At 71.0% G+C, this 23862-nt stretch carries 24 protein-coding genes; 5 read left to right on the forward strand and 19 right to left on the reverse strand.

The genetic code is table 11. From position 1 onward, the window contains the following. Positions 1-81: 81 nt before the first annotated feature. On the forward strand, positions 82-318 hold the full coding sequence (locus DMB42_RS47325) for a mycoredoxin (protein WP_125647006.1): 237 nt from the start codon (positions 82-84) through the stop codon (positions 316-318). Here DMB42_RS47325 and DMB42_RS47330 read toward each other — a convergent pair. The 8 genes from DMB42_RS47330 to DMB42_RS47365 all read right to left on the reverse strand — a co-directional run bounded on the left by DMB42_RS47330 (position 305) and on the right by DMB42_RS47365 (position 9436). Beyond that, complete coding sequence (locus DMB42_RS47330; RefSeq protein ID WP_185845241.1) at positions 305-1840, reverse strand: PucR family transcriptional regulator; 1536 nt, start codon at positions 1838-1840, stop codon at positions 305-307. The two genes, DMB42_RS47325 and DMB42_RS47330, sit on opposite strands and share 14 nt — an antisense overlap. Continuing rightward, the gene (locus DMB42_RS47335; RefSeq protein ID WP_125647012.1) at positions 1831-2493 is read right to left on the reverse strand and encodes a TenA family protein; all 663 of its coding nucleotides are present in this window, start codon (positions 2491-2493) and stop codon (positions 1831-1833) included. Before DMB42_RS47335 ends, DMB42_RS47330 begins: the two co-directional genes overlap by 10 nt. A 9-nt stretch (positions 2494-2502) precedes the next feature. Then, the gene (locus tag DMB42_RS47340; RefSeq protein ID WP_125647014.1) at positions 2503-2976 is read right to left on the reverse strand and encodes a GNAT family N-acetyltransferase; all 474 of its coding nucleotides are present in this window, start codon (positions 2974-2976) and stop codon (positions 2503-2505) included. Between the two features lie 146 nt (positions 2977-3122). Then, the gene (gene dapB / locus DMB42_RS47345) at positions 3123-3860 is read right to left on the reverse strand and encodes a 4-hydroxy-tetrahydrodipicolinate reductase (RefSeq protein ID WP_125647017.1); all 738 of its coding nucleotides are present in this window, start codon (positions 3858-3860) and stop codon (positions 3123-3125) included. Positions 3861-3945: 85 nt separating this feature from the next. Then, on the reverse strand, positions 3946-5256 hold the full coding sequence (locus DMB42_RS47350) for a pitrilysin family protein (protein WP_125647020.1): 1311 nt from the start codon (positions 5254-5256) through the stop codon (positions 3946-3948). Between the two features lie 47 nt (positions 5257-5303). Next, positions 5304-7646: a polyribonucleotide nucleotidyltransferase gene (locus tag DMB42_RS47355; protein WP_125647023.1), complete on the reverse strand. Its 2343-nt coding sequence runs from the start codon at positions 7644-7646 to the stop codon at positions 5304-5306. A 397-nt stretch (positions 7647-8043) separates the two neighbouring features. After that, positions 8044-8313, reverse strand: coding sequence for a 30S ribosomal protein S15 (rpsO, locus tag DMB42_RS47360; RefSeq protein ID WP_090945762.1), 270 nt, complete (start codon positions 8311-8313; stop codon positions 8044-8046). Between the two features lie 196 nt (positions 8314-8509). After that, positions 8510-9436 (reverse strand): bifunctional riboflavin kinase/FAD synthetase, encoded by a 927-nt coding sequence (locus tag DMB42_RS47365; RefSeq protein WP_125647026.1) that lies wholly within the window; start codon positions 9434-9436, stop codon positions 8510-8512. A gap of 102 nt (positions 9437-9538) precedes the next feature. Here DMB42_RS47365 and DMB42_RS47370 point away from each other — a divergent pair, with 102 nt between their 5' ends. Further along, positions 9539-10558 carry a TRM11 family methyltransferase gene (locus tag DMB42_RS47370; protein ID WP_125647029.1) on the forward strand — a complete coding sequence of 340 codons (1020 nt, stop codon included), beginning with the start codon at positions 9539-9541 and terminating at the stop codon, positions 10556-10558. Between the two features lie 58 nt (positions 10559-10616). Here the strand turns inward: DMB42_RS47370 and truB are convergent, their stop codons facing one another. From truB to rimP, 8 genes are all read right to left on the reverse strand, one after another. Further along, on the reverse strand, positions 10617-11489 hold the full coding sequence (truB, locus tag DMB42_RS47375) for a tRNA pseudouridine(55) synthase TruB (RefSeq protein WP_125647031.1): 873 nt from the start codon (positions 11487-11489) through the stop codon (positions 10617-10619). After that, a complete protein-coding gene (locus tag DMB42_RS47380) occupies positions 11471-12526 on the reverse strand; it encodes a bifunctional oligoribonuclease/PAP phosphatase NrnA (RefSeq protein WP_260478358.1) in 1056 nt (351 codons plus the stop codon). The genes truB and DMB42_RS47380 overlap by 19 nt, the downstream gene beginning before the upstream one ends. Next, entirely contained in the window at positions 12523-12963 is a 441-nt protein-coding gene (rbfA, locus tag DMB42_RS47385) for a 30S ribosome-binding factor RbfA (protein WP_125647034.1), read from the reverse strand. Before rbfA ends, DMB42_RS47380 begins: the two co-directional genes overlap by 4 nt. A 39-nt stretch (positions 12964-13002) precedes the next feature. Next, positions 13003-13299: a DUF503 domain-containing protein gene (locus DMB42_RS47390; RefSeq protein ID WP_125647037.1), complete on the reverse strand. Its 297-nt coding sequence runs from the start codon at positions 13297-13299 to the stop codon at positions 13003-13005. A 120-nt stretch (positions 13300-13419) separates the two neighbouring features. Continuing rightward, complete coding sequence (gene infB, locus DMB42_RS47395) at positions 13420-16536, reverse strand: translation initiation factor IF-2 (protein ID WP_125647039.1); 3117 nt, start codon at positions 16534-16536, stop codon at positions 13420-13422. A gap of 125 nt (positions 16537-16661) precedes the next feature. Beyond that, the gene (locus DMB42_RS47400) at positions 16662-16961 is read right to left on the reverse strand and encodes a YlxR family protein (RefSeq protein ID WP_125647042.1); all 300 of its coding nucleotides are present in this window, start codon (positions 16959-16961) and stop codon (positions 16662-16664) included. After that, positions 16945-17949 carry a transcription termination factor NusA gene (gene nusA, locus DMB42_RS47405; RefSeq protein WP_125647045.1) on the reverse strand — a complete coding sequence of 335 codons (1005 nt, stop codon included), beginning with the start codon at positions 17947-17949 and terminating at the stop codon, positions 16945-16947. The genes DMB42_RS47400 and nusA overlap by 17 nt, the downstream gene beginning before the upstream one ends. A 12-nt stretch (positions 17950-17961) precedes the next feature. Beyond that, entirely contained in the window at positions 17962-18456 is a 495-nt protein-coding gene (gene rimP / locus DMB42_RS47410; RefSeq protein WP_125647048.1) for a ribosome maturation factor RimP, read from the reverse strand. 284 nt (positions 18457-18740) lie between these two features. On the opposite strand from rimP, the gene DMB42_RS47415 reads away from it, so the two are divergent. Together DMB42_RS47415 and DMB42_RS47420 are read left to right on the forward strand one after the other, a co-directional pair. Beyond that, complete coding sequence (locus tag DMB42_RS47415; protein WP_125647051.1) at positions 18741-19235, forward strand: hypothetical protein; 495 nt, start codon at positions 18741-18743, stop codon at positions 19233-19235. 11 nt (positions 19236-19246) lie between these two features. Further along, positions 19247-19708: a ferritin-like domain-containing protein gene (locus DMB42_RS47420; RefSeq protein WP_260478359.1), complete on the forward strand. Its 462-nt coding sequence runs from the start codon at positions 19247-19249 to the stop codon at positions 19706-19708. 34 nt (positions 19709-19742) lie between these two features. Here the strand turns inward: DMB42_RS47420 and DMB42_RS47425 are convergent, their stop codons facing one another. Next, positions 19743-21485, reverse strand: a complete 1743-nt coding sequence (locus DMB42_RS47425; RefSeq protein WP_185845242.1) for a proline--tRNA ligase — start codon at positions 21483-21485, stop codon at positions 19743-19745. Positions 21486-21569: 84 nt separating this feature from the next. Next, positions 21570-22241, reverse strand: a complete 672-nt coding sequence (locus DMB42_RS47430; RefSeq protein WP_125647054.1) for a hypothetical protein — start codon at positions 22239-22241, stop codon at positions 21570-21572. A gap of 133 nt (positions 22242-22374) precedes the next feature. Here DMB42_RS47430 and DMB42_RS47435 point away from each other — a divergent pair, with 133 nt between their 5' ends. Further along, positions 22375-23328, forward strand: a complete 954-nt coding sequence (locus tag DMB42_RS47435) for an acyl-CoA dehydrogenase family protein (RefSeq protein WP_125647057.1) — start codon at positions 22375-22377, stop codon at positions 23326-23328. 7 nt (positions 23329-23335) lie between these two features. Here the strand turns inward: DMB42_RS47435 and DMB42_RS47440 are convergent, their stop codons facing one another. Next, on the reverse strand, positions 23336-23827 hold the full coding sequence (locus DMB42_RS47440) for a hypothetical protein (RefSeq protein ID WP_125647060.1): 492 nt from the start codon (positions 23825-23827) through the stop codon (positions 23336-23338). Positions 23828-23862 lie beyond the last annotated feature (35 nt).

The following is a 23862-nucleotide window of genomic DNA, read 5'->3' on the forward strand; positions in this document are numbered from 1 at the left end:
CTACCGGTAAACTCCAGTTGGCACACGAGAGTATTCGCTGCCCGCGCCAGCGGTCAAACCCACTCATCGAATCGGAAATACATGATCACGGTCTACAGCGCCCCCTGGTGCGGTTACTGCCACCGGCTGAAGGCGCAACTGTCCCGCGCCGGCATCCCGTACACGGAGATCGACGTGGACGAGACGCCCGGCGCCGTCGACTTCATCGCCGAGCTGAACGGCGGCTCCTGGCTCATCCCCACCGTGCTGTTCCCGGACGGCTCCGCCCTGGTCAACCCCAGCGTCGAGCAGGTACGGACCCGCCTCAGCGCATCCTGAGCGCCAGCATGAAGTCGACCCGCTCGTCCCAGGAGTTCAGCGACCTGCCGGTCAGCTCCTCGATCCGCCGAACCCGGTAGCGCAGCGTGTTGACGTGCACGTGCAGGCGCTCTGCCGTGGCCGTCCAGGAGCCCGACTCCTCCAGGTACGCCTGCAATGTCTCCAGCAGGTCCGTCTGGTTGGCCGCGTCGTACGACTCCAGCCGCCCCAGCAACCGCGCCCGGAACGCCCGCCGCAGCTCCCCGGGGATGGCGGCCAACAGCGTGCGGTGGGAGCTGACGTCGTCGCCGGTGACCACGCTGACCCGCTCGCCGCCCAGCGCGGCCAGCGTGAGCGCGTGCCTGGCCTCCTCGATGAGGCTGCTCAGCGCCGCCGGGCCGGTCGTCACGCTGCTCACCCCGAGCGTGATGCGGCCCTCGCCGAGCCCGGCCTCCAGGGTCCGGGCGCCCCTGAGCACGTGGTTCGTCAGCTCCTCGGCCGTGTTGCCGGCCAGCGGGACGAGCGCGAGGGCCTCGGCCGGACCGGTGGCCGTGACGATTCCGGGCGCGAGCGGCCGCAGCAGCTCGGCCAGCACCGGCACGGCGACCTCCCCGTCGCCGCCGAGCCGCGCCGACAGGGCCACGGCCACCAGGCCGTGCTCGGTCTCCACGTGCAGCGTGTGCAGGCGCGAGACGACGCCGGGCAGCGCCGCGTCGCCCGACTCCAGCAGCGTCAGCAGCTGGTCGAGCACCCGCCGCTCGATCCGCTGCGCCGCCTCCAGCCGCGAACGTTCCAGCGCCACGAGCGCGGCCAGCTCGACGATCAGGTCCTCGTTCTCGCCCTGCACCTGCTCGCCCGCGTAGGCCAGGAACCAGTTGGCGATGCGGTGGGAGGCCCCCTTGCCGACCGGGAAGACCGACAACGCCGTCCCGTCCTCCTGCGTCACCATGCCCGGCAGGAAACGCGCGGTGAGGAACGTGTGCGCCAGCCGCAGCCGGGCCGCCACGCCGAGCGGCTGGGAGCCGACGATCACCCGGCCGGTCGGCGAGAGCACCCAGCAGGGCACGTCGAGCTCGCCGGCCACCGCCGTGACGAGCTTGGTGAGGCTGCCACCGTCGACCAGGGTGCTGGCCAGGCGCCTGCGGGCGGCGTACGCGGGCCGCGGCGGCGTCGTGCCCAGCTCGACGATCAGGGCCCGCAACACGTGCTCGGTGACCTGACTGAACGGCACGTCCACCGGCAGCGTGAGCAGCGGCAGCCCGGCCTCGGCGCAGGCGTCGATGAGGTCGGCCGGCGGCACCTTGAGCGCGGTGCCCGCGACCAGCGCCGCCACGTCCCCGAGGCTCCGCACGAAGTCGCGGGAGGAGGCCGGGCCGGTGTGCCAGGTCAGCTCCGTGAGCACCAGCTCGCCCGTCTTGACGAACATGGCCGGGTCGGGCAGGTCGGTCGTGGCCACACCGCGTACGCGCCGGTCGAGCAGGTCGTGCCCGGTCAGCACCTTCAGCGCGAGCTGGTCGGCCTGGAGGAGGTCCCTCAGCCGCATGGCCAGCCCTCCTGGCGCCAGGCCGCGTCCCAGAACATCCATTCGTAGCGGGCCGTGGTGAGCGCGCGGTCGAGCAGCCGGTGCCGCTCCTCGCCCTCAGGTACGAGCCCGTCGAGCAGGTCGAGCACGCCGGCCACGGTCTCCTGGTAGCCCTCGCCGCCGTAGGTGTCGATCCACCAGGCGTACAGCGGGTCGGGCGAGGAGCGGCCGAGCAGGGTCTCGCCGACCCGGGCGTAGATCCAGTAGCAGGGCACGATCGCGCCCAGGGCCTCGGGGAACGTCCCCAGCGAGCACGTACGCACCAGGTACGAGGTGTAGCCGACCGTGGTGGGCCCGGCGGGCGTCTTGCGCGCGTCGGCTTCGTCCAGCCCGAACGCGGCCAGCAGTTCCACCACGAGACTGTGCTCGACCTCGACGGTCATGGCGGCGTCCCCCGCGAAACGCTGCACACCGGACGGCTCGGGCGAACGCGCCGCGCACGCCGCCAGCGCCCTGGCGTAGTCGGGCAGGAAGTGCGCCTCCTGCACCACGTAGTGACGGAACGCCTCCCGGGGCAACGACCCGTCGGTCAGCCCGGACAGGAACGGGTGGGCCAGGATCTGGTCGTACACACCGCCGACGACCTGCCACAACTCATCACGAAACCGGCTCACCCGTTCAGGCTATCGGCGCATCACGACCCGCGGCGCCACCTCGATGCCCAGCTCGCGCTCGTGTTCCACCAGCCTGCGCAGCTCCGGGCCCCACTCCGTCTCCGGCATCACCGCGAAGCCGTGCCGCTCGTACCAGGGGGCGTTCCACGGCACGTCCCTGAACGTCGTCAGCGTGACCGCCGGCGCGCCCACGGCCCGCGCGTGGTCGGCCACCGCCTCGACCAGCCGTCCGCCGATGCCCTGCCGCATGTTGTCGGGATGCACGGCGAGCTGGTCGAGGTGCAGGTTGCCGTCCACGTGACCGATCAGCGCGAACCCGGCCGGCGGATCGCCCTCGACGAGCACCGAGGCCGGGTCGTCCACCTCCTCGACCATGGTCGTGCCCGGCGGGAAGACGATGCCGACCTGCTCGAACAGCTTGTCGGCGGCCAGTTCCACGGAGATCAGCCCGGGAAGCTCGTCCGGGTCAGCCCATCGCACCATGGCGACACGGTCTCATGTTTCGGGCGGACCACGCCGCTGGTATTAGTGTTGATGATCGTAGGCCCGGCTGTGCGGAGCCGGGACCCTCTCCTCACGGCGTGCCCATGCCCCGTGTCCTCATGGGTCATGGGCACGTCGTGCAGCGGTCACAGGTCGAGCAGGGGCTCCAGGCCCACGGTGAGGCCGGGCAGCTCGCGCACCCGGCGCACGCCCAGCAGCACGCCCGGCGTGAACGCCGACCTGCTCATCGTGTCGTGCCGGATGGTGAGGATCTCGCCGTCGCCGCCGAGCAGCACCTCCTGGTGGGCGATCAGCCCGGCCAGGCGCACCGCGTGCACGTGCACACCGCCGACGTCCGCGCCGCGCAGGCCGTCGAGGGCGGTGCTGGTGGCGTCGGGCATCCCGCCGAGCCCGGCCTTCCCGCGCGCCTCGGCCACCAGCTCAGCCGTACGCCGGGCGGTGCCCGAAGGGGCGTCGGCCTTGTTCGGATGGTGCAGCTCGATGATCTCGACGGACTCGAAGTGGCGGGCCGCCTGCTGCGCGAAGTGCATCATGAGCACGGCCGCGATGCCGAAGTTGGGAGCGATCAGGCAGTTGACGCCCGGCGACCGCTCCAACCACCCGCGTACGGTCTCCAGCCGCCCGGCGTCGAAGCCCGTGGTGCCCACCACCGGGTGCACGCCATGGGCGATGGCCCATTCCAGGTTGCCCATGACCACGTCGGGATGGGTGAAGTCGACCACCACCTCGGCGCCTTCGAGCCCCTCGACGGGATCGTCCTTGTCGAGCGCGGCCACCAACTCCAGGTCGTCCGCCGCCTCGACCGCCTTGCACACTTCGACGCCCACACGACCGCGCGCGCCCAGCACCCCAACCCTGATCACACGCCCAACCCTATTACGCCCGCCTCCCTTGGGACGAGCCAGGTGGGAGAGACGCTCGGCGAGCGCTCCCCCACCCGAAAGGACGTCAGGCGATGGCCTCGGAGAAGTCCTTGTCCCCGTACGGCCCGATGACGGCCAGCGTGAGCGGCCGGCTGAGGACGTCGCGGGCGACCTCCCCGATCTCGTCGGGGGTGACCGCCTCGATCCGAGCCAGCACTTCGTCCACCGACATGAGCTCTTCGTACACCAGCTCGTTCTTCCCGATCCGCGACATGCGCGACCCGGTGTCCTCCAGGCCGAGCACGAGCCCGCCCCGCATCTGGCCCTTGCCGCGCATGATCTCGTCCGCGGTGAGCCCTTCGGCCACCACGCGGGACACCTCGTCCCGGCAGATCTTGAGCACGTCGTCGATCTTCGAGGGCAGGCAGCCCACGTAGATCCCGAACTGCCCGGTGTCGGCGTAGGCCGAGGTGTAGCTGTAGGCGGAGTAGGCCAGGCCGCGCTTCTCCCTGATCTCCTGGAAGAGCCGGGAGGACATGCCGCCCCCCAGCGCGGCGTTGAGCACGCCGAGCGCGAACCTGCGGTCGTCGGTCCTGGACATGCCGGTCGTGCCGAGCACCAGGTTGGCCTGCTCGGTCGGCCGGTCCAGCACCCTGACCCCGGAACGGGTCTCGGCGCCTGGCCCGCTGGTGCGCGGCGGGGCGAACTCGTAGGCCCCCTCCAGCGCGCCCGCCCGCTCGTACGCGCGGGCGACCAGCTCGACGACCTCCTCGTGCCGCACGTTCCCCGCCACCGAGACCACGGTGGTACGCGGCCGGTAGTAGCGGTGGTAGTACTCGGCGATGCGCTCGCGGCCCAGGGTGTTGATCGACTCGACCGTGCCCAGGATGGGCCGGCCGATCGGCGAGTCGCCGTAGAGCGCAGCCGCGAACTGCTCGTGCACCACGTCGGACGGGTCGTCGTCGTGCATGGCGATCTCTTCCAGGATCACCCCGCGCTCGGACTCGACGTCCTCCTCGGTGATCAGCGAGCTGGTCACCACATCGGCGAGGACGTCCACCGCGACCGGCAGGTCCTCGTCGAGGACCCGCGCGTAGTAGCAGGTGTACTCCTTGGCGGTGAAGGCGTTGATCTCGCCGCCGATGCCCTCGATGGAGGCCGAGATCTCCATCGCGTCCCGCGTGGGCGTGCCCTTGAACAGCAGGTGTTCGAGGAAGTGGGTGGCCCCCATGTGCTCGGGGGCCTCGTCACGCGACCCGATGCCGACCCACATGCCGACCGCGACGCTGCGCACGGTCGGCATGGTCTCGGTCACCACACGCAGGCCGCCCGGCAGGACGGTACGCCTGACGACTCCGGCTCCGTCCTTGCCGGGGTGCAGCGTGGTGGTCGTCACGAGGCCTCCTCCTGCGTCGGTGGTGCCGAGATTTGTGGTTGACCCGCTCACGAGTTGCGGTCGTCCCCCTCGTTGGGGCGGGTGGCGCGCACGCGGGTGCGGGTGCGGCGCGGCCGCTCCGACTTCTCCTCCGCGGCCGCGGTCTCGGCCTCGGGCGCGGCGCCCTCATCCTCGCCCTCGTCGGCGCCGGAGGCGGCCTTGGCCTCCTTCTCGGCGGCCTCCTTCTCGATGACCTCGACGGGCACGAGGGAGAGCTTGCCCCGGCCGTCGATCTCGGCGATCTCGACCTGGATCTTCTCGCCGACGCTCATGACGTCCTCGACGTTCTCGATGCGCTTGCCGCCGTGCAGCTTGCGGATCTGGGAGACGTGCAGCAGGCCGTCCTTGCCGGGCATGAGCGAGATGAACGCGCCGAAGGCCGCGATCTTGACGACCGTGCCCAGGTAACGCTCGCCGACCTCGGGCATGTGCGGGTTCGCGATGCTGTTGATCGCCGTACGGGCGGCCTCGGCCGAGGGCCCGTCGGTGGCGCCGATGTAGATCGTGCCGTCGTCCTCGATGGTGATCTCAGCGCCCGTGTCGTCCTGGATCTGGTTGATCATCTTGCCCTTCGGGCCGATGACTTCGCCGATCTTGTCCACCGGGACCTTGATCGTGATGATGCGCGGCGCGGTCGGGTTCATCTCCGCCGGGGAGTCGATCGCCTCCTGCATCACGTCGAGGATCGCCAGACGGGCGCCCTTGGCCTGCTTCAGCGCGCCGGCCAGCACGGAGGCGGGGATGCCGTCGAGCTTGGTGTCGAGCTGGAGGGCGGTGATGACGTCCTTGGTGCCGGCGACCTTGAAGTCCATGTCGCCCATGGCGTCCTCGGCGCCGAGGATGTCGGTCAGCGTGACGTAGTTGCCGCCCTCGCTGATCAGGCCCATCGCGATGCCGGCGACCATCTCCCGAAGCGGCACACCGGCGTCCAGCAGCGCCATGGTGGAGGCGCAGACCGAGCCCATCGAGGTCGAGCCGTTGGAGCCGAGGGCCTCGGAGACCTGGCGGATGGCGTACGGGAACTCCTCGCGCGAGGGCAGCACGGGGATCAGCGCCCGCTCGGCCAGCGCGCCGTGACCGATCTCGCGGCGCTTGGGCGAGCCCACGCGGCCCGTCTCACCGGTGGAGTACGGCGGGAAGTTGTAGTTGTGCATGTAGCGCTTGGTCCGCTCGGGGTTGAGCGTGTCGATGTTCTGCTCCATGCGCAGCATGTTCAGCGTGGTGATGCCCAGGATCTGGGTCTCGCCGCGCTCGAACAGGGCCGAGCCGTGCACCCGCGGAACCACGTGGACCTCGGCCGACAGGGCGCGGATGTCCTTGGTGCCACGGCCGTCGATGCGGACACCCTCGTTGACGACCCGCTCACGCATGAGCTTCTTCGTCACCGAGCGGAACGCGGCGGAGATCTCCTTCTCGCGCCCCTCGAACTCGGGCAGCAGCCGCTCGGCGGCCAGCGCCTTGACCTTGTCGAGCTCGGTCTCGCGCTCCTGCTTGCCGGCGATGGTCAGCGCGGCGGCCAGCTCGGTCTTGATCGCGGCCTCGACCGCGTTGTAGACGTCGTCCTGGTAGTCGAGGAAGACCGGGTACTCGGCGGTCTCCTTGGCGGCCACCTGGGCGATGCGGGACTGGGCCTCGCACAGCACCTTGATGAACGGCTTGGCGGCCTCAAGACCCTGGGCGACGGTCTCCTCCGTCGGGCCCACGGCGCCCTCGGCGACCAGCTTGAGCGTGTCCTTGGTGGACTCGGCCTCGACCATCATGATCGCGACGTCGCCGTCGTCGAGCAGGCGGCCCGCCACGACCATGTCGAACGTGGCCCGCTCCAGCTCGGGGTGCGTGGGGAAGGCCACCCACTGGCCCTCGATCAGCGCGACGCGCACGCCGCCGATCGGGCCGGAGAACGGCAGCCCGGCGAGCTGCGTCGACAGCGAGGCGGCGTTGATGGCGACCACGTCGTAGAGGTGCTCGGGGTTGAGCGCCATGACCGTGGCCACGACCTGGATCTCGTTGCGCAGCCCCTTGACGAACGACGGGCGCAGCGGCCGGTCGATCAGGCGGCAGGTCAGGATCGCGTCCTCGGACGGACGACCCTCACGGCGGAAGAACGAGCCGGGGATGCGGCCCGCGGCGTACATGCGCTCCTCGACGTCGACCGTGAGCGGGAAGAAGTCGAAGTTCTCCTTGGGAGCCTTGGACGCGGTGGTGGCGGAAAGCACCATCGTGTCGTTGTCGAGATAGGCGACGGCCGAACCGGCCGCCTGACGCGCGAGCCGGCCGGTCTCGAACCGGACCGTGCGCGTGCCGAACGAGCCGTTGTCAATGACGGCTTCAGCGGTGTGGACACCCTCCACGGGGGACCTCCTTGTGGTCGGTCACCCGCGCCCTCTTTTCTCACCGGCACCCTCGTGCCTATGAGGAAACCCGCTCGTCAGGCCGCCGCCCATCCGTCGTGCCAGGTCGGCACCGCGGCGGCGGTCCATCAGCGGTCTCCCCATAGTAGGTGCAGCGCCGGTCTTCGATCGAAGCGCCCGGTCGTTCGTACCGGAAGCCACTACCGAGGACCGGCCCGCAGGCGTCGCGGGTCGCATGGTGCTGAATCGGACGCGGGGGCTGTGTGTCTCGGATATTCAGTTGTACGCCGACGGCACGGCGGTTCTCCGCCGCGACGCGCCGGTCGCCTGGGCTCCTACCCACATGGGCGAGCCCATATGAGAAGGGAGCGGCGTCCCGCGCCGCTCCCTTTCCATGCTATCGGCGCAGACCGAGCCGCTCGATGAGCGAACGGTAACGCTGGATGTCGACCTTCTGCAGGTACTTCAGCAGACGACGCCGGCGACCGACGAGCAGAAGCAGGCCACGACGGCTGTGGTGGTCGTGCTTGTGCGTCTTCAGGTGCTCGGTGAGCTCGCTGATGCGCTTGCTGAGCAGCGCGATCTGCACCTCGGGCGAACCGGTGTCGCCCTCGGCCGTCGCGTACTCACTGATGATGGTCTTCTTGGCAGCGGTGTCGAGGGACACGGCTCTCCTTCGAACTACGGACACGCGCGAATGAGATGAAAGTGCGAACGACCGTGCGTGCCTACAGTCGCCGCGTGAAGGCCGTCATGGGCAGCGCAGCAGCGCCACCGTTACAGAGCCGACATGCAAGGTTACCATCGGAGTCAAGTGTTCCGCGCACACGACAATCGCGCCCGCCCTCCGCTGTCCTTCGTCGTCAGGACGTGATGCGCCGCGCGGCGTCGACGTCGGCGTGAATCTGGTCGATCAGCTCCTCGATCGACTCGAAGCGCGTGTTGCCACGCAGCCGGGCGGCGAACTCCACCGCCACGTGCACCCCGTAGAGCTCCAGGTCGTCGCGGTCGAGCGCGTACGCCTCCACTGTACGCGGCACGCCCTCGAACGTCGGATTCGTCCCCACCGAGATCGCCGCCGGCCACCGCTCGCCCTCGTACGGCGCCGGCAGGTTGGCCACCGGGACGCACTCCAGCCACCCCGCGTAGACCCCGTCGGCCGGGATGGCGGTCTGCTGCGGGGTCTCGACGTTGGCGGTCGGGAAGCCGAGCTGCCGCCCCCGCTGGTAACCGCGTACGACCACGCCCTCCACGCGGTGGGGCCGGCCCAGCTCAGCGGCGGCCCCCTCCACGTCGCCGGCGACGATCAGCGGGCGGACGGAGGTCGAGGAGACGCCGTCCAGCATGGGCACCACCTCGACCTCGAAGTCGTACTTGTCGCCCAGCGTACGCAGGGTCTCGGCGTCACCGGAGGCGTGGTGCCCGAACGTGAAATCGGCCCCCACCACGACCACCGCGGCCCCGAGCCGCTCGCTCAGCACTCCCTGGGCGAAGTCGTCGGGGCTCATCCTCGACACGTCGAGTGTGAACTCCACCACCTCGACGTCGTCGATCCCCAGCCCGGTCAGCAACTCGGCACGCCGCTTGAGCGTGGTCAGCCGCGCCCTGCGGGTGCCCGGCAGCACCACCTCGTCGGGATGCGGCTCGAACGTGACCGCCACGCCGCGCAGCCCCCGCTCGCGGGCGAGCGCGACCGTGCGCTCGACCACCTTCCGATGCCCGCGATGGACCCCGTCGTACACGCCGATGGTCACCACAGACCTTCTCGAACCCCGCACGCTAGGCCCCATTCGCTCGTGGCGGATCAATCCTAGACAAGCCTGCCATGTGTCTCCCGTTCACCTCCAATCGAGGGGCGGAGCGCCGGATTCCCGCAAGTAGGATGAGCCATCATGCCTCGATACGCGCTGCTGATCCTGCCCGCCTTCAACCGGGTCTACGGCGAGAGCTCGCCCCGCCTGACCCTGGCCGAGCTGGCCGTCTTCAGCGACCACGCCATCGAGAACACCGTGCTGAGCAGCGCGGAGACCACCATCGGCGGGGTCCCGTACATCACGTTCGAGACCGAGCGGCCGCTCGACGGGCCCGACGTCGCGCTGCTGTCCAACCTCTCCTCCGTCTACGCGGTCTTCGGCGTCGAGGGCGACCTGCTCCGCCCGCTGGCCATGCGCCCGCTCGACCGCCTGAGCAGCGACCTGCTCACCATCCAGAAGTACGCCGGCAAGACCAACGAACACTTCACCAAGCTGCTGCTCAACGTGACCGTGCTCGCCTCCGACCGGGCCCTGTCCGACAAGCTGTCCGTGTTCGACCCGATGTGCGGCCGCGGCACCACCCTCAACCAGGCCCTCATGTACGGCTACGACGCCTACGGCCTCGACGTCGACGGCAAGGACTTCGAGGCGTACACCGTTTTCATCAAGACCTGGCTGCGCAACAAGCGGCTCAAGCACACCGCCGAGACCGTGCCGGTGCGGCGTGACCGGGCCCTGGTCGGGCGGCGGCTCAACGTCTCGTTCGGGCTGTCCAAGGAGGCCGTCAAGGCGGGCGACGTCCAGCAGCTCGCCGTGGTCAACGCCGACACCCTCAAGAGCCGCGAGTTCTTCAGGCCCCGCACGTTCGACGTCGTCGTGACCGACGCCCCCTACGGCGTGCAACACGGCAGCAAGGGCGGCGGCGGCCTGTCCCGCAGCCCGCTGGAGCTGCTGCGGCAGGCGGTGCCGGTCTGGGCCGAGCTGCTGCGCCCCGGCGGCGCGATGGGCATCTCCTGGAACACCTACGGCGGCAAGAGCGCCGAGCTGGCCGCGATCCTCACCGGCGCCGGCCTGGAGGTCATGGACTACCCCGACTTCGAGCACTGGGTCGACCAGGCGATCGTCCGCGACATCCTGGTAGCCCGCAAACCCGCCTGACCCCGCCCAGGCCCCGCGGCGAACCCGCATGGGCGGCGGGTTCGCCGGTTCGGCCGGTTCAGCCGACGAAGACGGCGAGCGGCTTGGCCACCCGGCCCTGCTCCTCGACCAGCGCCAGCAGCTCCCCCTCGGGCCCGAACACACCGATCGGCCCCGGGCCGAGCCCGGCCGCGGGCAGCCGGCCGCCGTGGCCGATCACGCGCGCCTCCTCGGCGGTCACGTCCCTGCGCGGGAACGCCGCCGCCACCGCCGCGCCGATCGGCAGCACCACGCACTCCTCGGCGAGCTGGTCGACGGTCCTGACCAGCGACAGGTCGTACGGGCCGACCCGGGTCCGGCGCAGGCGTGTCAGATGGCCGCCGACGCCCAGCGCTGCCCCAAGGTCGCGGGCCAGCGCCCGGATGTAGGTGCCGCTGGAACACGTCACGACCGCGTCGACGTCCACGACGTCCCCGGCGGGCCTGACGTCGAGCACGTCGAAGCCGTACACGGTCACGGGCCGGGCCGCGAGCGCGACCTCCTCGCCCGCGCGCGCCATCTTGTACGCCCGCTGACCGTTGACCTTGATGGCGCTGACCTGCGGCGGGACCTGCATGATGGCCCCGGTGAGCGCCTCGACGCCCTTGTGCACCTCGGCCGCGCTCACCTCCGCCGCGGACGCCGTGGCCGTGGTCTCGCCCTCGGCGTCGTCGGTGTTGGTGGACACGCCCAGCCGGATCGTGGCCTCGTAGACCTTCTCGGTCAGCGCCAGGTGCCCGAGCAGCCTGGTCGCCTTCTCCACGCCGACCACCAGCACGCCCGTGGCCATCGGGTCGAGCGTGCCCGCGTGCCCGACGCGGCGGGTGCCCGCGATGCGCCGCATCCGGGCCACCACGTCGTGCGAGGTCCACTCGCCCTGCTTGTCGACGATGATCAGACCGCTCTCGGCCATCCAGCCTTCCCCAGCTCTCGTCTGAACTTGGCCATGGTCTCCTCGACGCTGTCGTAGGAGGTGAACCCGGCCGCGTTGTGATGTCCGCCGCCGCCCAGCGCGGCGCACACGGCCGCCACGTCGACCGCGCCCTTGGACCGGGTCGACACCTGCCAGTCGCCGTGGTCGTCCTCCTTGAGCACGACCGCGATCTCGGCCTCGTCGGTACGCCGCACGATGTCGATCATGCCCTCGACCTCCGTGTACGGCAGCCCGTACGCCGCCCGGTCGACCCGCGGCACGTACGTCCAGACCAGCGAGCCCTCAAGCTGCACCCGGTCGAGCGCCCTGGCCAGCACCTTGAGATAGCCGAACGGCGAACGGTCCCACAACTCGCGGGCGATCTCCTCGGTGTGCAGCCCTGTGAGCAACAACCTGGACGCCATCCGGTGCACGGCCGACGTGGTCGAGGAGTAGCGGAAGGAGCCCGTGTCGGTCACCAGGCCGGTGTACAGGCAGGTGGCGATGTCCCGGTCGAGGCTGCCGCCGAGCCGGTAGATCAGTTGCTCGGCCAGCATGGCCGTGGCGGCCGCGTGCGGGTCGATGAGGCTGTGCGTGCCGAACCCGGCGTTGGACGGATGGTGGTCGATCACGATGACCTCCTCGGCCCTGGCCGCGTTGGGGCTGAGCAGGCCCAGCCGCTCGAACGTGGAGGAGTCGAAGGTGATCATCAGCGCCGGCGCCTCGGGGTAGTCGGCCGGCGGGCACAACATCTCCTGCCCCGGCAGGAACCTCAGGATCCGCGGGACCACGAAGTACTCGTCGCCGAAGGAGGCCACGACCCGCTTGCCGATCGAGCGCAGCACGTAACCGACGGCCAGCATCGAGCCGAGCGCGTCGCCGTCGGGCGACACGTGACAGGCCAGGGCGACCTCGTCGACCTGGTCGATGAGCTGGATCGCGCGCTCCCAGGCGGCCTTGGGGATGCCCAAGGTCTCGGCCTCGGGGATGCACGGCTCCGGTGAGTGCTGCTCGGCTCGGGCCACGTGGGACGTCACTCCTGGTCGTCCTCACCCTCATCGGGCTTCTTGTACGGGTCGGCCTCTCCGGCATAGGCCGCGCCCTCGGCCCTGCGCGCCACCTCGGCGTCCCGCGCCCTGGCAGCGTTGATCAGGTCGTGGAGCTGGCGGGCACTGTCGGGCAGCGGGTCATGCTGGAACGTCAGCGTCGGAGTGAAACGCACGCCGGTCTGGCGGCCCACTTCGGCGCGGATGATGCCTTTGGCGCTCTCAAGGGCGGCCGCGCTGTCGGACCGCTCGGCGTCGGAGCCGAACACCGTGTAGAAGACCGTCGCCTCACGCAGGTCAGCGGTGATGCGCGTGTCGGTCACGGTGACGAAACCCAGGCGCGGGTCCTTGATCCGGCGCTCCAGCATCTCGGCGACGATCTGCTGGATGCGGTCGGCGAGCTTGCGCGCTCGTGCGGCATCCACCATGTTCGCTCCCCCTCACGCACGACCTGGCCGTGCAGTCGTTCAATCTTCGTCGTTGTAGAGGCGCTGTCTGGCTGACAGCAGCTCGATGTCAGGGCGGAAAGCCACCATTCTCTCGCAGGCGTCCATCACCTCTTTGCAGTTACCCGCAGAGGCGGAGACCACCGCGACGCCCACCTCGCACCTGCGATGCAGGTCAAGATGGCCGGTCTCGGCCACCGCGATGGACGGATAACGTCGCTGCAGCTCGGCGATCAGAGGCCGGACGACAGAGCGCTTCTGCTTCAGCGAACGCACGTCGCCGAGCAGGATGTCCAGGGTCAGAGAACCCACATACATCGTTTGGGACCACCGCTTGGCCTGGTGGGGTGGAAGCACGACCGGCCTGCTGCGGTGGAGAGGAGGCCCGGGCGTGCGAGTGGCGCCCGGCGGAGGTTCCGCCGGGCGCCCGGCCGTGGGTCAGACCCGCGGCTTCTCCCGCATCTCGAACGTCTCGATCGTGTCGTCGATCCGGATGTCGTTGTAGCCGACACCGATACCGCACTCGAAGCCCTCGCGGACCTCGGTGGCGTCATCCTTGAAGCGACGCAGGGACGAGACGGTCAGGTTGTCGGCGATGACGACGCCATCGCGGATGATCCTGGCCTTGCTGTTGCGGACGATCGTGCCGGAGCGGACCAGCGAACCGGCGACGTTGCCGATCTTCGGCACCTTGAAGACCTCGCGGACTTCGGCGGTGCCCATCTGGACCTCTTCGAACTCGGGCTTGAGCATGCCCTTGAGCGCCGCTTCGATCTCCTCGATCGCCTGGTAGATGACCGAGTAGTAGCGGATGTCGACGCCCTCGCGCTCGGCCAGGTCGCGCGCCCGGGGCTCAGGCCGGACGTTGAAGCCGATGATGACCGCGTTGTCGTCGGCGACGGCCAGGTTGACGTCGTACTCGGTGATGGCGCCGACCGCGCGGTGCAGGACACGGAGCCTGACCTCGTCGCCGACGTCGATCTTGAGCAGGGCGTCTTCCAGGGCCTCCACCGAACCGGACACGTCACCCTTGATGATGAGCTTGAGCTCGTCGACGCGACCCTTCTCAAGGTCGCTGAACAGCTCTTCGAGGGTGCGGCGACGGCTCGACTTCGCCATGTCGGCGCTGCGCTTGCGCGCCGCGCGCTGCTGGGCGATCTGGCGGGCCATCCGGTCGTCGGTGACGACGATGAAGTTGTCACCGGCGCTCGGCACGGCCGTCAGACCCATGACCAGGACCGGACGCGACGGCGTGGCCTCCTCGACCGGGTCGCCGTTGTCGTCGAGCATCGCACGGACGCGGCCGAAGGCCTCGCCACACACGATCGAGTCACCCACGCGCAGCGTGCCGCGCTGGACCAGGACGGTCGCGACGGGGCCGCGGCCCTTGTCGAGGTGAGCCTCGATCGCGATGCCCTGGGCGTCCATCGTCGGGTTGGCCCGCAGGTCGAGCTCGGCGTCGGCGGTGAGCAGGATGGCCTCGAGGAGGTTGTCGATGCCCGTGCCGTTCTTCGCCGAGATGTCGACGAAGAGGGTCGAGCCGCCGTACTCCTCGGCGACCAGGCCGTACTCGGTGAGCTGGGCGCGGACCTTGTTGGGGTCGGCACCCTCCTTGTCGACCTTGTTCACCGCGACCACGATCGGCACGTCGGCCGCCTGGGCGTGGTTGAGCGCCTCGATCGTCTGCGGCTTCACACCGTCGTCGGCCGCGACCACCAGCACCGCGATGTCGGTGGACTTGGCGCCTCGGGCACGCATGGCGGTGAACGCCTCGTGACCCGGGGTGTCGATGAAGGTGATCTTCCGGTCTTCGCCCTCGTGCACCGCGGGGACCTGGTAAGCACCGATGTGCTGGGTGATGCCACCGGCCTCGCGCGCCACCACGTTGGTCTTGCGGATGGCGTCGAGCAGCTTGGTCTTACCGTGGTCGACGTGACCCATGACGGTCACGACCGGCGGACGCGCGGCCAGGTCGGCCTCGTCGCCCTCGTCCTCGCCGAACTCGATGTCGAAGGCCTCGAGAAGCTCGCGGTCCTCCTCCTCCGGGCTGACGACCTGGATGTTGTAGTCGAGCTCGGCGCCGAGGAGCTGCAACGTCTCCTCGTTGACCGACTGGGTCGCGGTCACCATCTCGCCGAGGTGCAGCATGATCTGCACGAGCGAGGCGGGGTTCGCGCCGATGCGGTCGGCGAAGTCGGACAGCGACGCGCCGCGCGGCAGGCGGATCGTCGCGCCGTTGCCGCGAGCGACCTGCACACCGCCGATCGCCGGCGCCGACATGTTGTCGAACTCCTGGCGCCTCTGACGCTTGCTCTTACGACCACGCGCGGGACGGCCACCGGGACGCCCGAACGCGCCCGCCGTGCCACCGCCGCGACCACGGCCGCCACCACCGGGACGACCGGCGAAACCGCCGCCACCGCCACCGGGACCACCGGTGCCGGTACGGGGACCGGCGCCGCCGCCACCGGGACGACCGGCGAAACCGCCGCCGCCGCCACCGGGACGACCGCCGCCACCGCCGGGACGGCCACCGCCGCCACCGCCACCGGGACGACCGCCACCGCCGCCGCCGCCGGGACGCGGGCCACCGCCCGGACCGGCAGGACGACCCTGCGGCATCATCATCGGGTTGGGACGCGGACCACCGGGACGGGGACCACCCGCGCCGGGACCCGGACGCGGACCGGCCGCACCGGGCGGACCGGGACGCGGGCCGGCGGGACGCGGACCGGCCTCGCCGCCGCCACCGGGACGCGGCGGACGGGGACCCGCGCCGTCACGCGGCGGACCCTCACGACGCTCGCGCTGGCCGGGGCCACCGCCGTCGCGGCCACCGCCGGGACGCGGCGGACGGGACTGACCCATGCCGCTGGCGTTGGACGAGAACGGGTTGTTACCCGGACGCGGGCCGCGCGGACCCGGCTTGGGACCGGGACCGGGACGCGGGCCGCCACCGGCGGGCGCACCCGGACGCGGGGCCTGCTGGCCGCCACCGCCACCGCCACCGGAAGGCTGCCCGGGACGCGGCGCCGGACCGGGCTTGGGACCCGGACGGGCGGCGGGACCCGGACGCGGCCCCGGAGTCGGACGGGTGGGCGCGCCGGAACCGGCCGCGCTCTCGAAGCGGGCCTGCGGAGCCCCGGAGGTCTCGCCACGCGCAGCCTCGGGCTGCTGCTGCGGCTGATGGGGCATCGGCACCGGCGGACGCGGCTGACCGCCGCCCGCAGGGCCGGGACGCGGACCGGGCCTCGGAGCCGGGCCTGGACGCGGAGTAGTCGGGGTCGGCGCCTCCGCGGCGCCGTTGCCGGCCTGGTGTTCGGCCGGACGGGGCGCAGCCTTCGGCGGCTGCGGCCTGTTGGACGACGAACCGCCGCCCCTGGAGGGCCCACCCTTCGATGCGCCCAGAGCTTCGGTGAGCCTGCGGACCACCGGCGCCTCGATGGTCGAGGACGCCGAACGGACGAACTCCCCCATCTCTTGGAGCTTGGCCATGACGACCTTGCTCTCTACGCCGAACTCCTTAGCGAGCTCGTATACCCGGACCTTCGCCACTGCACTCCCTTACTCGGCCCGGGAGGCTGGCTGTGCCGTCCGGACCGTCGTTAACTTGACGTCTTCATCGCCGCGTGCTCATCAGGCGCTCATAGCAATCTGACTCCGCCCATCAACTCGGCGTCCTACATGACATTTCGTGATTCCCCCTCCAGGTGTGCCCGCACATGCGAGACGTCAAGCGGCCCCGGCACGCGGAACGCGCGCGGGAACGCTCGGCGCCGCTCGGCGAGCTCCAGACAACTCAAGGACGGATGCAGCGATGCACCGCGGCCGGAAAGCCGTCCTCGCAGATCAGGGACCAAGTGGTCCTCGATCAACACCAGGCGGAGCAGCTCGGACTTAGCCGTGCGAACCCTGCAGCCCACACAGGTGCGCTGTGGAGCTGCGTGGCCACCATATTCCAGCTTACCGTGTTGACGCATCTACGGAACCGGCGGCATCCTCGGCTTGTGTGTCAGGCCGGATGTCAATCCGCCATCCGGTGAGCCTGGCGGCAAGCCGGGCATTCTGCCCTTCCTTACCGATGGCCAGCGAGAGCTGGTAGTCGGGCACCGTCACCCTTGCGACCCGTCCTTCGAGATCGAGAACCTCGACATGGGAAACACGCGCCGGTGACAGCGCATTCCCCACGAACTCCCCGGGGTCCTCGGACCAGTCGATGATGTCGATCTTCTCGCCGTGCAGCTCGGTCATGACGTTGCGGACCCGCGAGCCCATCGGGCCGATGCAGGCGCCCTTGGCGTTGACGCCCGGCTTGCGCGACCTGACCGCGATCTTCGTACGGTGGCCGGCCTCGCGGGCCACGGCGGCGATCTCGACGGTGCCGTCGGCGATCTCGGGCACCTCCAGCGCGAAGAGCTTCTTGACCAGGCCCGGGTGGGTGCGCGACAGCGTCACCGACGGCCCCTTGTGGCCCTTCTTCACCTGCACCACGTACGCGCGGATGCGCTCGCCGTGGACGTAGTCCTCGCCGGGGACCTGCTCGGCGTGCGGCAGGATGGCCTCGATCTTGCCGAGGTCGACCAGCACCACGCGCGGGTCCTTGCCCTGCTGGATCACGCCGGAGACCAGCTCACCCTCACGGCTGGCGAACTCGCCGAAGTTGATCTCGTCCTCGGCGTCGCGGAGCTGCTGGAGGATGACCTGCTTGGCGGTGGTCGCGGCGATCCTGCTGAAGTTGCCAGGAGTGTCGTCGAACTCCCTGACGACGTCGCCCTCGTCGTCGAGCTCGGCGGCCCAGATCGTGACGTGGCCGCTGCCGCGGTCGAGCTCGGCGCGTGCCTTCGGCGCCGCGCCCTCGGTGCGGATGTAGGCGATCAGCAGCGCGTCCTCGATCGCCTTGACGACCAGGTCGAAGGAGATGTCCTTCTCCCGCTCCAGGCTGCGCAGGACGCTCATGTCGATGTCCACGAGGCTTCCCCCTTAGCCTTCGTCGCCGTCGACGTCGTCGGTGTCGTCGATCCGGCGGAACTCCACCTGTACCCGTCCACGGGTCAGGTCCTGGTAATCGATCCGGCGCGCGGAGCCCTCGACGTCGAGGTCGACGCCGCTCTCGTCCGCCGCCAGGATGCGGCCCTCGACCACGGTGCCGTCTCTCAGCTCGGCCTTCACCAGCCGCTTGGCGGCACGGCGCCAGTGGCGCGGCTCGGTGAGCGGGCGGTCGACGCCCGGCGAGGAGACCTCAAGCGTGTAGGCGGCCTGTCCCATCGCGTCGTCGTCGTCGAGCGCGGTGGAGACGGCCTGGCTCACGTCGGCGATGTCGTCGAGGCTCACGCCGCCGTCGCGATCGACGATCACACGCAGCAACCGCCTCTTGCCCGCCTGGGTGACCGTGACGTCCTCCAGATCGAGGCCCTCCGCGGCGACCACAGGCTCCAGGAGCTTCATCAGGTGGTCGCGGGGTGATGCGCTGCCCATATCGACCTCCCCTATTGTCATGTCTCAGCCGGGCGGACCTCGCCACTGGCTCTCCGCCGTCTGGCTGCGCAGCCAGCGACGACAGTTGACACCCTATCCGTACGGAGGCACGGAAAGAGCGCCACTCGTCGTGGTCGAGTGGCGGAGCGTCGCCTGACGGCGTTCCCGGGCACCAGCCCGTACGATGCTATCTGCGCCAGCAGTCACCTGGAGCCGTCACCGGCGGCTCCCCGGTCGCTGGGGTCCGTCGTCGCCCGGTCCGCATCCACCGGAGGTCCAAGCCCGTGCGCCCGCGTCACCTCTCCAGGCGAGCCGTGCTGGCGGGCGCGGCGGCCGCCCTGACCGCCTGCAGCGCCTCGGGCCCGGCGAAGCCTCCGGTTCCCGTGCCCGACTCGCCCGAGACCGTGCTGCTGCGGCAGGTGATCGCCGACAAGGAACGTACGGTCGCCCTCTACTCGGCGCTGATCGCGGACGGCGCCGACGTCCTTGAGCCGTTCCGCGCCCGTCACCAGGCCCACCTGGCCGAGCTGCGCAAATACCTGCCCGCGGGCGCGCCGCCGACGACGCCCGCCGGGTCCGCGACGCCCTCCGGCTCGCCCTCGGCCACGCCGTCGAAGTCGCCCAAGCCCTCGTTGTCGCGGCTGCGTGACCTGGAGAGCCGGGCCGCGGCACGGCGGCCGCGGCAGCTGGCCGTCCTGTCGCCCGGTGTGGCCCAGCTCGTCGCCAGCATCGGGGCCTGCGAGGCGGTCCACGCCGTGTCGCTGCCGAAATCGTTGTGAACGGGGTTGTGGTGGACGGGGACGACATCGACAGGCTGCGCAAGGCCCTGGCCGCCGAGCACGCCGCCGTGTTCGCCTACGGGCTGCTGGGGGCGCGTACGACGGGTGCGCTGCGGGACCGGGCCACCGCGGCGTACGACGCCCACCGGGCCCGCCGCGACCAGCTCCGCAGCCTGATCACCAGCCGCGGGGCCAAGCCCAGCGAGTCGGAGGCGTCCTACGCGCTGCCGTACGTGCCCTCCGGCTCCGCGCAGGCCGCCAAGCTGGCGGCGCGGGTGGAGAACGGGATCACGGCCGCCTACCTGGAACTGGCCGCCGCGCGGGACGCCACGCTGCGCAGGTACGCCGCCCAGGCGATGCAGGAGTCGGCGACCCGCGCCTACGCCTTCCAGCCGTCGCCGCCCCCGGCCTTCCCCGGCATGCCGGTGAGCAGCCCGCCCCCGACACCGCCCGCCACCACCCCCGGCGGCTGACGCCGCTCAGGGGCTCGGACCTCGGGGCGGCCGGTCAGCGGCAGGCGGCCAGGATGCGGGTGGCCGCGTCGGCGAGCGGGATCTCCTCCTTGACGCCGGTCACGCGGTCGCGCAGCTCGATGACGCCCTGCGACAGGCCGCGCCCGACTACCACGATCGTGGGCAGGCCAAGCAGCTCGGCGTCCTTGAACTTGACGCCCGGCGAGACCTGGGCGCGGTCGTCGACGAGCACCCGCAGCCCCTGCGACTCCAGCTCGGCGGCCAGCTCAAGGGCGGCCTCGATCTGGTTCTCCTTGCCGGTGCCGACGATGTGCACGTCGGCGGGCGCGATCTCGCGCGGCCACACCAGACCGAGCTGGTCGTGGGCCTGCTCGGCGATGACGGCCACGGCCCGGGAGACCCCGACGCCGTAGGAGCCCATGGTGATGCGGATCGGCTTGCCGTCGGGGCCGAGGGCGTCGAGGCCGGCGGCGTCGGCGTACTTGCGGCCGAGCTGGAAGATGTGGCCGATCTCGATGCCGCGGTCGATGGACAGCGAGGAGCCGCAGCGGGGGCACGGGTCGCCGGCGCGCACCTCGGCGGCCTCGATCGTGCCGTCGGGGACGAAGTCGCGCCCGGCGACCACGTCGACGGCGTGCTTGCCGGGCTCGTTGGCGCCGGTCACCCAGGAGGTGCCGGTCACGACCCGGGGGTCGACGAGGTAGCGGATGCCGAGCTCGCGCAGGATCTGCGGGCCGATGTAGCCGCGTACGAGACCGGGGTGGGCGGCGAAGTCGGCGGCCTCGAAGATGGCGGGCTCGCCGGGCGTGAGGGAGGCCTCCAGGCGCTTGAGGTCGACCTCGCGGTCGCCGGGCACGCCGACGATCAGCGTCTCGACCTTGTCGGAGCCGGGGGTGGTGACCTTGACGACGACGTTCTTCAGGGTGTCGGCGGCGGTGACGGACAGGCCGTGGCGTTCGTTGACGTAGGACACCAGGGACTCGATGGTCGGGGTGTCGGGCGTGTCGAGCACCCGCATCGCCGCGGCCTCGGCCAGGTCGCGGACGGGCGGCGCGGTGGTGGTGACGGCCTCGGCGTTGGCCGCGTAGCCGCAGGAGTGGCAGGCCACGAACGTGTCCTCGCCGGTGGGCGTCGGCGCCAGGAACTCCTCCGAGGCCGAGCCGCCCATCGCGCCCGAGGTGGCGAACACGATCTTGTACTCGATGCCGAGCCGCTCGAACGTGCGGATGTAGGTCTCGCGGTGCTGCTCGTAGGAGCGCTTGAGACCGTCGTCGTCGAGGTCGAAGGAGTAGGAGTCCTTCATGAGGAACTCGCGGCCGCGCAGGATGCCGGCCCTGGGCCTGGCCTCGTCGCGGTACTTGGTCTGGATCTGGTAGAGCGTGACCGGATAGTCCTTGTACGAGGAGTATTCGCCCTTGACCATGTCGGTGAAGAGCTCCTCGTGCGTGGGACCGAGGAGGTAGTCGGCCCCCTTGCGGTCCTGGAGCCGGAACAGGGTGTCGCCGTATTCGGTCCAGCGGCCGGTGGCCTCGTAGTACTCGCGGGGCAGCAGGGCGGGGAAGAGCACCTCCTGGCCGCCCATCCGGTTCATCTCCTCGCGAACGACCCTGGTGACGTTCTCCAGCACCAGCTTGCCGAGGGGCAGCCACGAGTAGATGCCGGGAGCCACGCGGCGGACGTAGCCGGCGCGGACGAGGAGCTTGTGGCTCGGCACTTCCGCGTCTGCCGGGTCGTCCCGCAGGGTGCGAAGAAACAACGACGACATGCGCAGCAACACGGCTACTCCTTGCTCGGGCCCGGATGTGAAGGACTACAGGCTATCGACTCGGGGAGCCCCGCCGCGCGGCGTCATCCGGCGCGGTCAGACGGAGATCGGGAGCCAGCCGCCCACGAAGACGGCCAGGCAGACGGTGAACAGGCCCGCGAAGACGGCCGAGAACGTCAGCGCGCGCACGCGGGCGCGCCGGTTGCGGCGCAGCACCACGACCAGCAGGACGGCCAGCACCCCGACCACCGTGGCCGGGCCGGGCCAGAACGCCTGCTCGGTGTCGATGAAGCCGGGGGTCGCGCGGTCGACGACGTCCGCGATCAGCAGCGCGCCGATCGAGCCCGCGGCCAGGTCGCCCCAGGCGTCCCTCCTGCGGGTGACGTAGGCGAGCAGGCCGAGGCCGACGAGCAGGGCGAGCGTCCAGTTCAGCCCGGCGGCGCCGCCGCCGATGATGTCGAAGCCGTCCACGCCGCGCAGCGCGCCCGCGCCCATGGCCGCCACCAGCGTGGACACCGCCGCCAGGAACGTGGTCAGCAGCGCCCAGCCGAACCCCGACGCGGTGGCGCCCACGACCAGCGAGAGGGTCAGGTAGGCGTACGGGTCGTAGAGCTGGCCGAGCCAGGACGGGCCCTTGCCGGCGGTGAGCATGCCGATCAGGCCGACGGCCAGTCCCGCGAGGAAGGCCGTCAGCACGTGACGTTCGATGCGTCGCTGACGCCGGTCGTACTCGGCGAAGTCGGCGTACTCGATGGCGGTGTGGTTCATCTTCATTCCCTGGTCAATCCCTCCCCCGGAGATGTCTAGGGATGACCACATCCAGATTATGTATCCATCCCAAAAAGGCAAATTTCGGACATCCCTATCCAAGACAAGCAATCGCTTGGTTTACGATGCTCCGGTGACACTCTCCGAGGAGCTCGGCGCCGTCGTCCGCGCCTATCTCGCCGACCGGCCGGAAGCGACGTGGCAGGCGTTCGCGCGCGACGTGGGCGTGGCGGGGCTGCTGGTGCCCGAGCGGTACGGCGGCGCCGGATGCGGCCCGGCCGAGACGGCGGCCGTGGCCGAGGAACTGGGACGGGCGCTGTCACCCCACCCGTTCCTGCAGTCGGCCGTGATGGCGGTCGCGGCGCTGATGGCCGACGGGGACGACGAGGCGCGGGCGCGGTTGCTGCCGGAGCTGGCCTCGGGGGCGACGACGGCGACCGTCGTGCTGCCGGGCGACGGGGACCTGCGGCTGGAGGGCGACCGGCTCTCGGGGGTGGTGCCGTACGGGCTGGCGGGCGAGGTCGTGCTCGCCTACGCCGGCGCGGAGCTGGTGGAGGCCGTGCCGGCGCGGCGGACGGCGTACCCGACCGTGGACGAGACCCGGCCGCTGGTCTCGCTCGCCTTCGACCGCGCACCCGTACGGCGGCTGGGCCCCGGCGCGTCGTGGACCCGCGTACGGGACCTCGCGATCGCGGCGCTGGCGGCCGAGCAGGCGGGCGGGGCGGCGCGCTGCCTGGAGATGGCCGTCGGGCACGCGCGGTCGCGGCGGCAGTTCGGCCGGCCGATCGGCTCCTTCCAGGCGATCAAGCACAAGCTGGCCGACGTGCTGCTGCTGGTGGAGTCGGCCCCGCCGGCCGCGCGGGCGGCGGACGGGTCGGAAGTGTTCGCGGCCGTGGCGGGGTCGTACTGCACGGAGGCGTATCTGACGGCGGCGGGCGAGAACATCCAGGTGCACGGCGGGATCGGGGTGACCTGGGAGCACCCGGCGCACCGGTATCTCAAGCGGGCCGCGTCGGACGCGCAGCTCTTCGGCCCGCCCCAGGCGCACCGCGCCCGCCTCGCGCCGCACGTGCTCGGCGAGGTGTGACGGCGGCTCAGCCGCCGAGCAGTTCCTCCCACGGATGCCGGGTGTTGGTGCGGCGGGTGGTGTCGAGCGCCTCGGCCAGGCGCCACAACCCGGGACGCGCGCGCACGCGGGCCCGGCCCATGGGATCGACCGCGCGCAGCTCGAACCGCACCCCCATCACCTCCAGCACGGCCGAGGCCGCGTCACCGGGACCCGCGACCGCGAGCGAGGAGTCGTCGGGGCCGGGGCCTGGGTCGGGCATCTTCCCGGCGAGCAGCGCGGCCACCTCCGAGGCGTACGGCCCGTCGCGCCACTCGATGTGCCAGCTCCGGTCGGCGCCGCGCCACCACGTCAGGTCGCGGCACCACTCGATGAAGTCCGCCTCGGTCGCGAGGGCGGCCATCACCCGGCCGAACGCCTCGTAACCGAGCGCGTCGGCGAGCGAGGGATCGTCGTCGCCACGGTCGGGGACCGTGCCGTCCTTCGGCCGCCGCAGCGCGTGCTTTCGCCTCACGGTCATCCACTCTGATCGGACGCGCGCCCTTCCCGCAAGAC

The organism is Nonomuraea sp. WAC 01424 (assembly GCF_003947315.1).
In the GTDB taxonomy this organism is placed as follows: domain Bacteria; phylum Actinomycetota; class Actinomycetes; order Streptosporangiales; family Streptosporangiaceae; genus Nonomuraea; species Nonomuraea spiralis.